This is a genomic window from Bradyrhizobium sp. Ai1a-2, from assembly GCF_000426245.1.
GTDB lineage: Bacteria > Pseudomonadota > Alphaproteobacteria > Rhizobiales > Xanthobacteraceae > Bradyrhizobium.
Genome location: NZ_AUEZ01000046.1, coordinates 17,527 through 32,958 on the forward strand (window position 1 = coordinate 17,527; position 15,432 = coordinate 32,958).

General features: G+C 62.7%; 12 protein-coding genes. 4 read left to right on the plus strand and 8 right to left on the minus strand.

Annotated elements, in window-relative coordinates; translation table 11 throughout:
- Together K288_RS0126055 and K288_RS0126060 are read left to right on the plus strand one after the other, a co-directional pair.
- Positions 1-1,779, plus strand: coding sequence for a GMC family oxidoreductase (locus K288_RS0126055; protein WP_027582212.1), 1,779 nt, complete (start codon positions 1-3; stop codon positions 1,777-1,779).
- Positions 1,772-3,019: a cytochrome c gene (locus K288_RS0126060; RefSeq protein WP_027582213.1), complete on the plus strand. Its 1,248-nt coding sequence runs from the start codon at positions 1,772-1,774 to the stop codon at positions 3,017-3,019. Before K288_RS0126055 ends, K288_RS0126060 begins: the two co-directional genes overlap by 8 nt.
- 20 nt (positions 3,020-3,039) lie before the next feature.
- Here K288_RS0126060 and K288_RS0126065 read toward each other — a convergent pair whose 3' ends face one another.
- The 7 genes from K288_RS0126065 to urtA all read right to left on the minus strand — a co-directional run bounded on the left by K288_RS0126065 (position 3,040) and on the right by urtA (position 9,844).
- Positions 3,040-3,381 carry a zinc ribbon domain-containing protein gene (locus K288_RS0126065; RefSeq protein ID WP_027582214.1) on the minus strand — a complete coding sequence of 114 codons (342 nt, stop codon included), beginning with the start codon at positions 3,379-3,381 and terminating at the stop codon, positions 3,040-3,042.
- A gap of 89 nt (positions 3,382-3,470) precedes the next feature.
- Entirely contained in the window at positions 3,471-4,700 is a 1,230-nt protein-coding gene (gene fmdA, locus K288_RS0126070) for a formamidase (protein WP_027582215.1), read from the minus strand.
- Between the two features lie 28 nt (positions 4,701-4,728).
- On the minus strand, positions 4,729-5,418 hold the full coding sequence (gene urtE, locus K288_RS0126075) for an urea ABC transporter ATP-binding subunit UrtE (RefSeq protein WP_027582216.1): 690 nt from the start codon (positions 5,416-5,418) through the stop codon (positions 4,729-4,731).
- A gap of 188 nt (positions 5,419-5,606) precedes the next feature.
- Positions 5,607-6,362 (minus strand): urea ABC transporter ATP-binding protein UrtD, encoded by a 756-nt coding sequence (urtD, locus tag K288_RS0126080; RefSeq protein ID WP_027582217.1) that lies wholly within the window; start codon positions 6,360-6,362, stop codon positions 5,607-5,609.
- A gap of 11 nt (positions 6,363-6,373) precedes the next feature.
- Entirely contained in the window at positions 6,374-7,513 is a 1,140-nt protein-coding gene (urtC, locus tag K288_RS0126085; RefSeq protein ID WP_027582218.1) for an urea ABC transporter permease subunit UrtC, read from the minus strand.
- Between the two features lie 17 nt (positions 7,514-7,530).
- On the minus strand, positions 7,531-8,457 hold the full coding sequence (gene urtB / locus K288_RS0126090) for an urea ABC transporter permease subunit UrtB (protein ID WP_027582219.1): 927 nt from the start codon (positions 8,455-8,457) through the stop codon (positions 7,531-7,533).
- A gap of 124 nt (positions 8,458-8,581) precedes the next feature.
- Positions 8,582-9,844 (minus strand): urea ABC transporter substrate-binding protein, encoded by a 1,263-nt coding sequence (urtA, locus tag K288_RS0126095; protein ID WP_027582220.1) that lies wholly within the window; start codon positions 9,842-9,844, stop codon positions 8,582-8,584.
- Positions 9,845-10,019: 175 nt separating this feature from the next.
- Between urtA and K288_RS0126100 the strand changes: the two genes are divergently transcribed.
- Both K288_RS0126100 and K288_RS0126105 read left to right on the plus strand, forming a co-directional pair.
- Complete coding sequence (locus tag K288_RS0126100) at positions 10,020-13,388, plus strand: ATP-binding protein (protein WP_027582221.1); 3,369 nt, start codon at positions 10,020-10,022, stop codon at positions 13,386-13,388.
- On the plus strand, positions 13,378-14,304 hold the full coding sequence (locus tag K288_RS0126105) for a response regulator (RefSeq protein WP_027582222.1): 927 nt from the start codon (positions 13,378-13,380) through the stop codon (positions 14,302-14,304). Before K288_RS0126100 ends, K288_RS0126105 begins: the two co-directional genes overlap by 11 nt.
- A gap of 140 nt (positions 14,305-14,444) precedes the next feature.
- On the opposite strand, the gene K288_RS0126110 is transcribed toward K288_RS0126105, so the two are convergent.
- The gene (locus K288_RS0126110) at positions 14,445-15,347 is read right to left on the minus strand and encodes an SMP-30/gluconolactonase/LRE family protein (RefSeq protein WP_027582223.1); all 903 of its coding nucleotides are present in this window, start codon (positions 15,345-15,347) and stop codon (positions 14,445-14,447) included.
- Positions 15,348-15,432 lie beyond the last annotated feature (85 nt).

Genomic DNA, 15,432 nt, shown 5'->3' on the forward strand with positions numbered 1-15,432 from the left:
ATGCCGCGCAGACTTCCGAAAAAGGATGTTGTGATCATTGGCTTCGGTTGGACTGGAGCCATCATGGCCAACGAGCTCACCGACGAGGGCCTCGATGTCATCGCTATAGAACGCGGCCCGTGGCGGGATGCGCCGACGGATTTCCCGCCGACCTATATGCAGGACGAATTGCGCTATCGCGTTCGTCATGAGCTTTTCCTGAGACCCGACCAACTCACGTTCACATTCCGCAACATGATGAGCCAGACGGCTCTGCCGATACGGAGTTGGGGCGCTTTCATGCCGCCCAACGGCGTTGGCGGTGGTGGCACGCATTGGAACGCCGAGATGTGGCGGTTCCTGCCGTCGGATTTCGTATTGAGGACACACCTCACCGAGCGCTATGGCGCGTCTTTCCTGCCGGCGGATATGACCATTCAGGACTGGGGCATCACCTACGACGAACTCGAGCCCCATTATGATCGCTTCGAGTATCTTTGTGGAACGTCGGGGCAGGCGGGAAACCTGAAAGGCAAGATCCTGGAAGGCGGCAATCCGTTCGAAGGACCACGCTCGCGGCCCTATCCGACGCCGCCACAAGCCCAGCCTTTCAGCCACACCTTGTTCGGCAAGGCCGCGCAGGAATTGGGTTACAAGCCGTTCCCGCAGCCATCCGGAAACCTGTCGCAAGCCTATACGAATCCCCTCGGATTGCGCCTCGGGCCATGCACCTATTGCGGGTTCTGCGAGTGGTTCGGCTGCAGCAACTATTCCAAGGCCAGTCCGCAGACGACCCTGATCCCCTACCTGATCCGCAAAGCGAATTTCACCGCGCGCGACAATTCCGAGGTGATCAGGATCAACCTCGACCGATCCGGGACGCGCGCGACGGGCGTGACGTTCGTCGACACCAGCGGAGAGGAATGGGAGCAGCAGGCCGACCTCGTCATTCTGTCGGCGTTCGCCTTATTCAACGTGCAGCTGCTTCTGCATTCCGGAATTGGAAAGCCATATGACCCGGTTGCCAACACAGGCGTGGTCGGACGCAACTACACGCATCAGACGATTTCGACGGTGAACGGCTTCTTCGACAACAGGAAGTTCAACTTCAACCCATTCATCGGATCGGGTTCGATCGGGATGTGCATCGACGAATTCAACGGCGACAATTTCGACCACGGTCCTCACGGCTTTGTCGGCGGCGGCTATATGGGGCAGGTGCAGACCGGCGGCCGGCCCATCGAAAGCACGCTCGTGCCGCCCGGTACGCCCAAGTGGGGTGCGGACTGGAAGAAGGCAGTCAAGGACAACTACCTGAGCACGGTAAAGCCCGGCACCGGCGTGCACGGCAGCTTCTATTCCTATCGAGACGTCTATCTCGACCTCGATCCCACCTATACCGACCGTTTCGGGCGCCCGCTGATGCGGATCACGATGGATCTCAAGGAGAACGAGATCAAGCAGAACAAATTCCTGACCGACAAGTTCGCCGAGATCATCAAGGCGATGGGCGCCGAGAAGCTTGCCGTGCAGTATCGCAAGGGGCCCTACGACATCACCACTTACCAGACGACGCACGTCAACGGCGGCGCTGTCATGGGCACCGATCCCAACACCAGCGCACTCAACAGGTATCTGCAAAGCTGGGACGTGCCGAACCTGTTCGTGCTGGGCGCGACCGCCTTCCCGCAGAATCCCGGCTACAATCCGACATTGACGGTGGGAGCACTGGCCTACTGGGCGGCGGCCGCCATCCGGGGCAAGTATCTCAAGAATCCCGGGAGGCTGGTCGATGCCTAACTCCCGCAAGCCCGTCTTTCTAATTGCCGTTCTTCTTACCCTGCTCACCGTTTCACCGGCATTTACCGGCGAACCGGATCCGCAGGAGTTCACGCAGATCGAACACGGCCGCTATCTGGCGACGGCTGCCGACTGTATCAGCTGCCACACCATTCCCGGGAGCAAGCCTTTCGCGGGCGGCCGAGCGATCGAGACACCGTTCGGCAATATCATTTCAGCCAACCTCACGCCGGATCTCGATACGGGCATTGGTGCATGGAGTGACGAGGCCTTCGACGCTGCTGTCAGAAAGGGCATCGGGCGGCACGGAGGATTCCTCTATCCAGCGATGCCGTACACCGCCTATGCCAAGCTCTCGCGCGACGACGTGCTGGCGATACGCGCCTATCTCGGCAGCATCGAGCCGGTCCGAAACAATGTGCCGCCCACGAGCCTGCCCTTCCCCTTCAACATCCGCTCCGGCATGCGTCTATGGAACGCGCTTTATTTCGATCGATCCGAATTCAAGCACGATCCGTCCAAGTCTGCCGAGTGGAATCGCGGCGCCTATCTTGTCGATGGTCCTGCGCATTGCGGGGCTTGCCACACCGCCAAGACATTTCTGGGCGGCGACAAAACCGATCAATACCTGCAGGGATCATATCTTCAGGGATGGTATGCGCCCAATATCACGAACGACAAACGCCTTGGCTTGGGAAATTGGACTGTCGAAGACATCGACGCCTATTTGAAGACGGGCCACAACCGGATCACGGCCGCAACGGGACCGATGGCGGAAGCCGTGTCATTGTCGACGTCGCATATGACGAACAAGGACACCAAGGCGATCGCCACGTATCTCAAGTCCCTGCCGGGAAAAACCGAAAGTGTAGCGCCGTTGCCGAAGAATTCCGCGACAATGGTTGCGGGCGGTGCAATCTATCGCGACCAGTGCTCCGCCTGCCACGGGCTCGATGGCCGCGGCGTTGCCAATCTGTTTCCCGCGATCGCCGATGCCTCCGGCGCCAGATCGAACGATCCAACGACGTCGATACGAATCGTATTGCGGGGCGCCCGAAGCGTCGCGACCGCCCGCGAACCGACATCGCCCGGTATGCCATCCTACAGTTGGCAGCTCGACGACACCCAGGTCGCTGATGTCCTCAACTACATCAGGAATTCCTGGGGTGGGGCTGCGTCGCCGGTTGAGGCAAAGGACGTCAGCCACGTCCGGAGCGATACCGCAGCGCGCGGAGACTGAGGTCAAGGTGAGAATGCGTTCTAATGGCTGATCATCCAGGGGCGCGCAGTCGGAAAACCCTTGGCGCCGGTCTTGCTCTTGGTCATCAGGCGCGCCGGCTTCTTGCCGGAGCAGCAGCCGCAGCCGGGGCCGTGCGCGGCCTTGTACTGATCGATCGTCTTCGGCGCGTGTGCGCTGCGCTCATTGGTGGCGTGCGCCTTGCGCCTCTCGGAGGGCATGCAGAAGAAGCTCGGCGCAGTCAGGATGACGCGCGGCGATTCCGCTTCGCATTGCGGGCAGTCTTGCGGCAGGTCGCATTCGGACATCGGCCGCATGTCCTTGAACGGGCCGCACTCGTCGCAGAGATATTCGTAGACGGGCACTCTTTCCTCCTTGCGCAATCAGGCTTGAAACTTGCGGCGGATGCGGGGCGGCCAATACGCGCCGTCCCGCACCCTTTCGTGCAGGGAGCCTACTTGTCCGGTGAGATCGGCATCTGGATGTCGCCCGTGATGTGCTTGATCGGGCCGGCCGACGACGGCATCACGTCGAAGTCAAAGATCTCCGTCGGCAGCCATAGCGTGGCGCAGGCGTTTGGCACGTCGACGACCCCGGAGATGTGACCCTGGCACGGCGCGGTGCCGAGAATCGAGTAGGCCTGCGCGCCGGAGTAACCGAACTTCTTCAGATACTCGATCGCGTTCAGGCAGGCCTGGCGATAGGCGATGTGGACGTCGAGGTAATGCTGCTTGCCGGCTTCGTCGACCGAGATGCCCTCGAAGATCAGAAAGTCCTTGTAGTTCGGCGTGATCGGCGACGGCTTGAAGATCGGGTTCTTGATGCCGTATTTCGCCACGCCGTCCTTGATGACGTCCACCTTGATGTGCAGCCAGCCGGCCATCTCGATCGCACCGCAGAAGGTGATCTCGCCGTCGCCCTGGCTGAAGTGGAGATCACCCATCGAGAGGCCGCCGCCGGGCACATAGACCGGGAAGTAGATCTTCGAGCCGCGCGAGAGATCCTTGATGTCGCAATTGCCGCCATGCTCGCGCGGCGGCACGGTGCGCGCGCCCTCCGCGCCGATCTTGGCCTTGACGTCGTCCTTGGCGCGGCCGGCATGCGCGGTCGGCGCGAACGGTGGGTTGGCGAGACCGGGGACACGGGTCGGGTTGGTCGCGATCAGCTCGGCCTCGCGCGCATTCCAGGTCGAGAGCAGTTTTGGATCGGGCAGGCAGCCGATCAGGCCCGGATGGATCAATCCCGCGAAGTTCACGCCGGGCACGTGGCGCGAGGAGGTGTAGAGGCCCTTGATGTCCCAGATCGATTTCTGCGCCAGCGGGAAATGATCAGTGAGGAAGCCGCCGCCGTTCTGCTTGGAGAAGAACCCGTTGAAGCCCCACAGGCTCTCCTTGAGCGGGCCGACATCGAGCAGGTCGACGACCAGGAGGTCGCCGGGCTCGGCGCCCTTGACGCCGATCGGGCCGGAGAGGAAGTGCACGATCGACAGATCAATGTCGCGCACGTCATCGGCGGAATCGTTGTTCTTGATGAAGCCGCCGGTCCAGTCATAGGTCTCGATGATGAAATCGTCGCCGGGATTGACCCACGCCACGATCGGGATGTCCGGGTGCCAGCGGTTATGCACCATATCGTTGGTATAAGCCGATTTGGTGAGATCGACCTTGATGAGTGTTTCTGGCATCAAAAGCTCCCCTTTTTACTAGCCTTGGTTAGACGGACAGATATTTCGAGATCTGCGCGGCATCGACGGCATCGCGCGGATCGTCGCGGACGATCTCGCCGTTCTCGATGACAAGCACGCGGTCGGCGATATCGAGGGCAAAGCTCAGGACCTGCTCGGAGACCACGATCGACAGGCCGCGCTCGTCACGGATACGCTTCAACGTGCGCGCCATCTCCTTGATGATCGACGGCTGGATGCCTTCGGTCGGCTCGTCCAGCAGCAGCACTTTCGGCTTGGTCGCGAGCGCACGCGCGATCGCGAGCTGCTGCTGCTGGCCGCCGGACAGATTGCCGCCACGGCGGTTCTTCATTTCGAGCAGCACCGGGAACAGCTCGTAGATGTCGCCGGGCACGTCGGACTCGCCGTGCACGACAAGGCCGGTCTCGATGTTCTCCTTCACGGTCATGGTGGAGAAGATCATGCGGCCCTGCGGCACATAGGCGAGCCCCTTGGCCACGCGCTCATAGCTTTCGAGCTTGTTGAGCTCCGTGCCGTCCATGCTCACCGAGCCGCTCTTGGCGGGCAGGATGCCCATCAGCGACTTCATCAGCGTGGTCTTGCCCATGCCGTTGCGGCCCATGATCGCCACGATCTCGTTGGGCGCGACTGACACGTTGAGCCCGTGCAGCACCTCGCTCTGGCCATAGGCGACGTGAAGGTCCGAAATTGCGAGCATGATCGCCTCCTAGAGCCGGTGGCTTTTCTTCACCTCTCCCACAGGGAGAGGTCGGCGCGCAGCGCCGGGTGAGGGGATCAGGTCCCACGAGAGGCCGAAACCCCTCACCCGAATTGCTTCGCAATTCGACCTCTCCCTATGGGAGAGGTGGGAGGATGCGGCGGCTGCTGTGCGAAAGATCGTCATGTTCAATGCCCGAGATAGACTTCGATGACCTTGGGGTCGTTCTTGACGTGCTCCATCGTCCCCTCGGAGAGGATCTGGCCCTGGTGCAGCACGGTGACCTTGTGGGCGATGTCCTCGACGAATTTCATGTCGTGCTCGATGACGAGCACGGAGCGGCCCTTGATGATGCGGTTGAGCAGTTCGGCGGTCTTGGCGCGCTCGGACACGCTCATGCCGGCGACAGGCTCGTCGAGCATCAAGAGGTCCGGGTCCTGGATCAGGAGCATGCCAATCTCGAGCCATTGCTTCTGGCCGTGGCTCAATTGATCCGCATAAGTGTCGAGGCGATCCTTCAGGAAGATCATCTCGGCGACTTCCTCGACGCGTTCCTTCACCGCCGCGTCGCGCTGGAAGGTGAGCGAGCCGAACACGGTGCGGCCGCGAGGAAAGGAAATCTCCAGATTCTCGAACACGGTGAGGTCTTCGAACACCGAGGGCGTCTGGAATTTGCGGCCGACGCCGGCCTGCACGATCTCGTTCTCGCGCAACTTCGTCAGCTCCTGGCCGCGGAATTGAATCGAGCCAGATGTCGCTCTGGTCTTGCCGCAGATCAGGTCGAGCACGGTGGTCTTGCCGGCGCCGTTGGGGCCGATGATGACGCGGATCTCGTTGTCCTCGACATAGAAGGAGAGATCGTTGACCGCCTTGAAGCCGTCGAAGGAGACGGTGAGGCCGGAGACCGCGAGCAGGAAATCCTTGGGCTGATGACCGATGAGCATGACCCCTCTCCTCACTCCGCCGGTGCGCCGTCGGCGACGGGGAAGCCGTTGCCGGGTTTCGACTTACGCGAGGCCAGCAGGCGATCGATGTGCGGCTGGACGTAGTCCTGCCAGATGCCGGAGAGCCCGTTCGGGAATGCCAGCACGACTGCGATGAAGAGCGCGCCTAGGCCGAACAGCCAGAGTTGCGGGAAGGATTCCGACAGGCTGGTCTTGGCGAAGTTGACCAGCAGCGAGCCCCAGACTGCGCCGAAGATCGACATGCGCCCGCCGACCGCGGTGTAGATCACCATCTCGATCGACGGCACGATGCCGACGAAGGATGGCGACATGAACCCGACTTCGAGCGTGAACATGGCGCCGCCGATCGCGGCGAAGATCGCGGCGGCGCAGAAGGCGAAGATCTTGAAATTGGCGACGCTATAGCCGGAGAAGCGGACGCGGTCCTCCTGCTCACGCATCGCCACCAGGATGCGGCCGAGTTTCGTCAACCGGATGAACTGCGCGGCGATGATGCAGCCAAACAGCAGCACGACCTCGACGAAGTAGAGGATGAACTTGGCATGATCAGTGCGGATGTCCCAGCCGTGCAGCGTGCGCAAATCGGTGATCCCGTTGATGCCGCCGGTGTAGCCTTGCTGTCCGACGATCAGGATGGTCATGATCGCGGCGATCGCCTGGGTGATGATCGCGAAATAGACGCCGCCGACGCGCCGCTTGAACATCGCGGCGCCAATGATGAAGGCGAAGATGCCCGGCACCAGGATGATGGCGAGCAGCGTGATGGGAAAACTGTGGAACGGCTTCCAGAAGAAGGGGAGTTGCGTGAGCTGGTTCCAGTCCATGAAGTCGGGAATGCCTGGAGTCGACTGAATCTTGGTGTTCGCGACGCTGGAGGCTTCCAGCTTCAGGTACATCGCCATGCAGTAGCCGCCGAGGCCGAAGAACACGCCCTGCCCCAGGCTAAGGATTCCGCCATAGCCCCAGCACAGCACCAGCCCGATGCCGACGAAGGCGTAGGTGAGATATTTGGCGACCAGGTTGAGGCGGAAGATATCCAGCGACAGCGGCAGGATGACGAAGAGGAGTAGCGCGAGCGCGACGAAGCCGATCAGCTCGGTGCGGTTGAAAAAGCGCGAGTTGATGATCATGACATGCCTGCTTGTTCTTATTTGCGGACCTTGAGTGCAAACAGTCCCTGCGGCCGCACCATCAGGATCGCGACGATTGCAAGCAATGTCAGCACCTTCGCCATCGAACCCGACAGGAAGAACTCCATGGTCGACTGCGCCTGCGAGATGGTGAAGGCGGAAGCTATGGTGCCGACCAGCGAGGCGGCGCCGCCGAATACGACGACCAGGAAGGTGTCGACGATGTAGAGCTGGCCGGCGGTCGGCCCGGTCGAGCCGATCATGGTGAAGGCGCTGCCCGCGATGCCGGCGATGCCGCAGCCGAGGCCGAAGGTGTAGCGGTCGACCTTCTCGGTGTTGATGCCGACGGCCCCCGCCATCACGCGGTTCTGCACGACGGCGCGGACCTGGCGGCCCCAGCGCGACCAGAACAGCACATAGGCGACCACGATGGTGATCAAGACCGTCAGCGCCATCACGAACATGCCATTGATCGGGATCTGGATCGCGTCAGTCGCCTGCCAGGAGCCCATCATCCACTCGGGAAGCTCGACGCCGACCTCGCGCGCACCGAACACCGAGCGATAGGCCTGCTGCAGGATCAGGCTGAGCCCCCAGGTCGCGAGCAGCGTATCCAGCGGGCGCTTGTAGAGATGGCGTATCAGCGCCCACTCGACGAGCATTCCGAGCGCGCCTGAGGCTATGAACGCCAAGCACATCGCGATGAAGAAGTAGCCGGGAAACAGCGAGGGCAGATATTGCTGGAAGGCGCTCGACGTCATCCAGGTGACGTAAGCGCCGAGGATCATGAACTCGCCATGGGCCATGTTGATGACGCCCATCTGGCCGAAGATGATGGCGAGCCCCAGCGCCATCAGCACATAGACCGAGAACAGGATCAGTCCGGCGAAGCCTTGCATCGCGAAGATGGCGCCGAGATCGCTGAGCGAATAGTCACCGAACATGATCCGTCCTCTGAATGGGTCGGGCCTGCGCCCACGCGCGGCGCGTGCGTCTGGGGTGGCGCGGGCCCTGCGGCCCACGCCGATGTCATGAGAGTTGAGACCCGGCCTCAGCCGAGGCGCGTTCTCACTGGTAGCCCTTCGGGAACGGATCGGGCTCGACGAGATCGGCGGTCTCATAGATCAGTTCATACTGGCCGTCCGCCTTGGCGCGGCCAACGCGCGTCTTCGACCAGAGGTGATGGTTCTCGTGGATGCGGACATAGCCTTCCGGCGCGCCCTTGAACTCGACGCCGGGCGATGCCGCCGCGATCTTGTCGATGTCGAAGCTGCCGGCTTTCTCCACCGTCAGCTTCCACAGCCACGGGCCGAGATAGGCGGCCTGCGTGACGTCGCCGATCACGGTCTTCTCGCCCCACATCTTCTTGAAGGCGGCGACGAAGGCCTTGTTGTTGGGATTGTCGAGCGACTGGAAATACTTCATGCAGGCATAGGCGCCCGCGATGTTCTCGCCACCGATGCCGTCGATCTCGTCTTCGGTCACCGAGATCGTCAGCAGCGTCTGCTTGGAGAGGTCGATGCCGGCCGCCTTGAGCTGCTTGTAGAAGGCGACATTGGAGCCGCCGACGATGATGGCGTAGATCACGTCCGGCTTGGTCAATTTGATCTTGTTGATGACCGAATTGAACTGGGTGTGGCCGAGCGGGAAGTATTCCTCGCCCACGACCTTGGCGCCCTGCAAATGGCCTTCGATGTGCTTGCGCGCGATCTTGTTCGAGGTGCGCGGCCAGATGTAGTCGGAGCCGAGCAGATAGAAAGTCTTGGCGCCCTTGGTCTTGTTGACCCAGTCGAGGCCGGCGATGATCTGCTGGGTGGCTTCCTGGCCGGTGTAGATCACGTTCTTGGACTGCTCGAGGCCTTCGTAGAAGGTCGGGTAGTAGAGCATGCCGTTATATTGCTCGAACACCGGCAGCACCGCCTTGCGCGAGGCCGAGGTCCAGCAGCCCATCACGGCCGCGCATTTGTCGTTGACGAGGAGCTTCTTCGCCTTCTCGGCGAAGGTCGGCCAGTCGCTGGCGCCGTCCTCCTGGATGAACTTGATCTTGCGGCCGAGCACGCCGCCTTCCGCATTGATCTGCTCAATTGCCAGTTTTTCCGCTTCCACCGATCCGGTCTCCGAGATCGCCATGGTGCCGGTGACAGAATGCAGGATGCCGACGGTCACTTCGCTATCCGTGACGGCAAGGCCGGTGGTGTTGACCGCGGAAGTTGGGGGCGCCTCCGCGAACGAGGTTCGCGGCAGCAGCGAGATGGCCGGCAGCGCCGCCATTCCCATCAGTAGCTTGCGCCGAAGCGGCGACCGCAGGCCCGGTTTCTTTTCGTCTGACATGAGCACCCCACTGGTTCGAGAACGCGCTTAATGGTGAGGCGAGGATTGCCTAGAATTGTGCAGCGCACTGATACGCAAGATTGCGTATACTGCACCGCAAAATAGCGACGTAGGTTTTGGTACGGGATTTGCGAGCCAACCAGGCGGGACCAGCGTCGGCTCAGGAGGTGGGGATTTGGCAGGGCGGCAGCGGATAGACCGCGTCAGGCGCCAGTATAATCAGTGGGTTGCCAACCAAACGCTGGAAGATTACGCGCTGCGCTTCACCGCAAAGAGCGCGCGCCGCTGGTCCGCCGCCCGTGTCGCCAACACCGCGCTCGGCGCGATCTCGTTCCTGGCGCTGGAAGCGATCGGCGGCACCATCACGCTGAACTATGGCGCGATGAACGCAACCGCCGCGATCCTCGTGGTCAGCGCCATCATCTTCTGCTGCGGACTGCCTATCGCCTATAACGCCGCCAAGTTCGGCATCGACATCGATCTGCTGACCCGCGGCGCCGGCTTTGGCTATATCGGCTCGACCATCACCTCGCTGATCTACGCCTCCTTCACCTTCATCTTCTTTGCGATCGAGGCGGTGATCCTGGCGACCGCGCTCGAAATGTGCTTCGGCATTCCGCGGCCGATCGGCTATCTCATCAGCGCAGTCGTGATCATCCCGCTGGTGGTCTACGGCATCACCCTGATCAGCCGCTTCCAGTTGTGGACGCAGCCGATCTGGATCGTGCTGCACATCCTGCCCTTTGCCGCGATCGCCTATGCCCATCCGCGCTCCTTCATCGAATGGCGCAATTTTGCCGGCGAGCATGGCGACCCCTCCGGCCAACTCGACCTCCTGCTGTTCGGCACCGCGGCGTCCGTGGTGTTCTCGCTGGTGGCGCAGATCGGCGAGCAGGTCGACTTCCTCCGCTTCCTGCCGCGCGACCGGCGCACCTCACGGCGAGCATGGTGGATTGCGCTGCTCAGTGCCGGTCCCGGCTGGATCGTGCTCGGCGCGCTGAAACTGCTGGCCGGATCGTTCCTCGCCTTCTTTGCGCTCAGCCATGGTGTCTCCTATGAGCACGCCGCCGAGCCGGCGAACATGTATCTGGAAGCGTTTCGCTACGTGCTGTCGCAGCCCGATCTCGCACTGGCGCTGACCGGCACCTTCGTGATCCTCTCGCAGGTCAAGATCAACGTCACCAACGCCTATGCCGGCTCGATCGCCTGGTCGAACTTCTTCTCCCGCCTCACCCACAGCCATCCCGGCCGCGTGGTCTGGCTGGTCTTCAACGTGATCGTCGCGCTGCTGTTGATGGAGATCGGCGTCTACAAGGCGCTGGAGCAGACGCTCGCGCTCTATTCCAATGTCGCCATCGCCTGGGTCGGCGCGCTGGTGGCCGATCTCGTCGTCAACAAGCCGCTGGGACTGCGGCCGCAGCACATCGAGTTCAAGCGCGCCCATCTCTGCGACATCAACCCGGTCGGCGTCGGCGCGATGCTGATCGCGACCATCGTCTCGATCAGCGCTTTCTATGGCGTGTTCGGTCCAACCGCGAAAGCGCTCTCCGCCTTCGTCGCGCTGGCGGTGGCATTCGTCACGGCGCCGCTGATCGCCTGGGCTACCGACGGCAAATACTACATCGCGCGCAAGCCGAAGCGGAGTTGGCAGAACCTCGAGCAGATCCAGTGCTGCATCTGCGAGCATTCCTTCGAACCCGAGGACATGGCCTCCTGCCCCGCCTATGCCGGCCCGATCTGCTCCTTGTGCTGCTCGCTGGATGCGCGCTGCCACGATCTCTGCAAGCCGCATGCGCGGATCCAGGCGCAGGTGTCAGAGACGCTGGGCAAGTTGCTGCCGCAGCCGATCTATGCCCGCATCAATTCCCAGCTCGGGCATTATCTGGGCGTGTTCGCGGTCTCCGCGGGCCTGGTCGGGCTGGTGCTCGGCCTGATCTATCTGCAGACCTCGGCGACGGTTGAAGCCGGCGACCTGTTGTCGGACGTGCTGTGGAAAGTGTTCTTCGCGCTGACGATCATCATCGGCGTGGTCGCCTGGCTGTTCGTGCTGGCGCAACAGAGCCGGCGCGCGGCCGAGGAAGAGACCCGGCGGCAGACCGCGCTCCTGATCCAGGAAATCGACGCTCACAAGCGCACCGACGCTGAACTGCAGCGTGCCAAGGAAGTCGCTGAATCCGCCAACCTTGCCAAGAGCCGCTATGTCGTCGGCCTGAGCCACGAACTGCGCTCGCCGCTCAACGCGATCTCCGGCTATGCGCAACTCCTTGAGCAGGACAACAGCCTGCAGATGCGGCCGCGCGAGCAGGTCCGCGTGGTCCGCCGCAGCGCCGACCATCTCTCCGGACTGATCGACGGCATTCTGGACATCTCCAAGATCGAGGCCGGCCGGCTGTATCTCTCGCGAGACGAGGTGCGCCTGAATGATTTCCTCGACCAGCTCGTTGGCATGTTCCGCCTGCAAGCCGCCGCGAAAGGCATCGAATTCGTGTTCAAGCGGCCTGCCGTGCTGCCGGTCGTGGTCTATGCCGACGAGAAGCGGCTGCGGCAGATCCTGATCAATCTGCTCTCGAACGCGATCAAGTTTACGCAAACCGGCCACGTGCAGTTCGTGGTGCACTACCGCAGCCCGGTCGCCGAATTCGAGGTGATCGACACCGGGCCGGGCATCCAGCCTGATGATCTCGAGCGCATCTTCGCGCCGTTCGAACGCGGCGCGCTCGGCGCTTCGCAGCCGCAGACCGGGACCGGACTTGGGCTGACCATCAGCCGACTGCTGGCCGGCGTGATGGGAGGCGACATCAAGGTGATCAGCACAGTCGGCGCCGGCAGCACGTTCCGGGTCAAGATATTGCTGTCGGAGGTCACCAACCCGCGTCGCAGCGCGCCGACCGATGCGCCGGTCTATGGCTACCACGGGCCGCGCAAGACCATCCTGATCACCGACGACGATCCGACGCACCGCGATCTCTTGCGCGAGGTGCTGGCGCCGCTCGGCTTCATCCTGCTCAGCGCGCCCGACGGTCCCGGCTGCCTGGCATTGGCGCAGCATTGCCGGCCCGACCTGTTCCTGCTCGACATCTCCATGCCCGGCATGGACGGCTGGATGGTGGCGGAGGCGCTGCGTTCGACCGGCCATCACCAGGCGCGCATCCTGATGATCTCGGCGAGCGCGCTGGAGGCGCATGGCGCGCCGCTCGCGCAGCCGTTCCATGACGGCTACCTGATGAAGCCGATCGATATCCCGCGCCTGCTCGGAACCATCCGCCTGCTGCTCAAGCTCGAATGGCAGCACGACGCCGACGAGGCGCCACTGCCGCAGTGGCGGCCGGAGAGCGGCTCGCGGCCGCCGGTGAAATATATCGAGGAACTGATCGGCCTCGGGCAGTTGGGCTACATCCGGGCGATCCAGCTCAAGCTCGACGAGATCGGAACCGAACATCCCGAGCATGCGGATTTCGTCACGCAGATGCGTTCATTGGTCGATCGCTTCGACCTCGATCAGTACATGGCGACCCTGAAGGCGCTGCACAGCTATGACCACTGAAAGCAAGAAGCGCGACGTCGCGCTGGTCGTCGACGACTCGCCGGAGACGCTGCGGCTTTTGACCGACGCGCTCGACGGTGCCGGCATGACCGTGATGGTGGCGCTCGACGGCGCATCCGCGATGCGGATCGTGGACCAGATCACGCCCGACATCGTCCTCCTCGACGCGGTCATGCCCGGCATGGATGGGTTTGAGACCTGCCGTCGGCTAAAGCGTGATGCCGGGCTGGACAATGTGCCGATCATTTTCATGACCGGCCTCGCCGAGACCGAGCACATCGTGCGCGGGCTGGAGGCTGGCGGCGTCGACTACGTGACCAAGCCGATCGTGGTGCAGGAGATGCTGGCGCGCATCCGCGTCCATCTCGCCAACGCGCGGCTGACGCAGAGCGCGCGCGCCGCGCTCGACGTCTCCGGCCGCTATCTGCTCGCGGTCAACGATCACGGCAAGGTCTTGTGGGCGACGCCGCAAGCGCAGAGGCTGCTGTCGGACACGCTGGCGGAAGACGGCGATGACGTCGTGCTGCCCGATCCGATCCCGCAATGGCTGGAGCAGGCGCAAAAGGGCAAGACGGCAGCGAAGACCACGACCATGGCCTCGTTTCCGGGTAACGAGCAATTGCGGCTGCAATATATGGGCAAGCTCGGCGCCAACGAATTCCTGTTGCGGCTCGCCAAGGACACCAGCGCCGACATGCCGGCGGAATTCTCCAGCGAACTCGGCCTCACCACCCGCGAGGGCGAGGTGCTGTCATGGCTCTCCAAGGGCAAGACCAACCGCGACATCGCGCAGATCCTGGGGCTGAGCCCGCGCACGGTCGACAAGCATCTGGAGCAGATCTACTCCAAGCTCGGCGTGGAGAACCGTACGGCGGCGGCGGCGATCGCGGTGAATGCGAAGAACCGGAGGTCGTGAGGCGGCTTACGCGATCCCATCTATCCGTCATCGCCCGGCTTGACCGGGCGATCCAGTATCCACCGAAGGCCGTGATCGAGCCGAGACGCCGCCGGTTACTGGATGCCCCGCCTTCGCGGGGCATGACGGAGGGAGATTGTCTAGCGATCGAGCACGCTGATGTCAGCCACCAGCACCGTGCCCGTGGCCGACTCCGTGATGTAGAGCCGGTCGCGGCTGGCGCCGCCGATCGCGACGTTGGTGACCGCATTGCCCGCGCAGGACTTGATGCGCGCGATCAGTTCGCCTGATGGCGCGAACACGAAGACGTGGCCGAGCGAGACATGGGCGACGAACAGCCGACCGGCTTTGTCCATCGTGATCCCATCGGGGCCGCCGGGGCCGAACATCGAGCAGAAGCGGCCGACCTTGGATACGCTGCCGTCCTTCATGAACGGCGCGCGCCACACCGCGTTGTCGCGCGTCATCGCGACGAACAGCACGGCCTCGTGCGGATCGAGCACCAGCCCATTGGGGCTGACACCGGTGTCGATCAGGCAATCGAGCTGGCCGCTCGCCCGCAGGCGGTAGACGCGGCCGCTCGGATCGTGCAGGCCGGTCTGGCCCTGGTCGGTGAAATAGATGTCGCCGTTGGAGCCGATGTGCAGATCGTTGCAGCCGCGGAAGGATTCCGAATTGCGCGAGGTCAGCACCGGAAGCATCCGCCCTGCCCGCGCGTCGAGCTCCATGATGCCGTGCCTGTAATCGGCAACGAAGATGCGGCCCTTGGAATCGATCTTCAGCCCGTTCGGCCATCCCTGATATTCGGCGGCCAGCGACCATTTTCGGTCAGGCGAAATCTTGAAGATGCGGCCGAACGGAATGTCGACGATGTAGAGATTGCCGTCGGCGTCGAAGGACGGGCCTTCGATGAAGCAATCGGTCGGCTGACCCGGGCGATTGGCATCGGCCCATTCGGTTGACTGCTTGCGCCGGAATTCGTCCGGCATGGCGGAGAAGATCGTGGTCTCGATCAGTTTCGGCGGCGTTTCCAGATACAGCATTTCTTGGTTCACCCGTTAGCGGAACGGGCGGCACCATAGAGGACATCGAAGTCGGCGTCGATTGCCTCCCCACCGTCATTGCGAG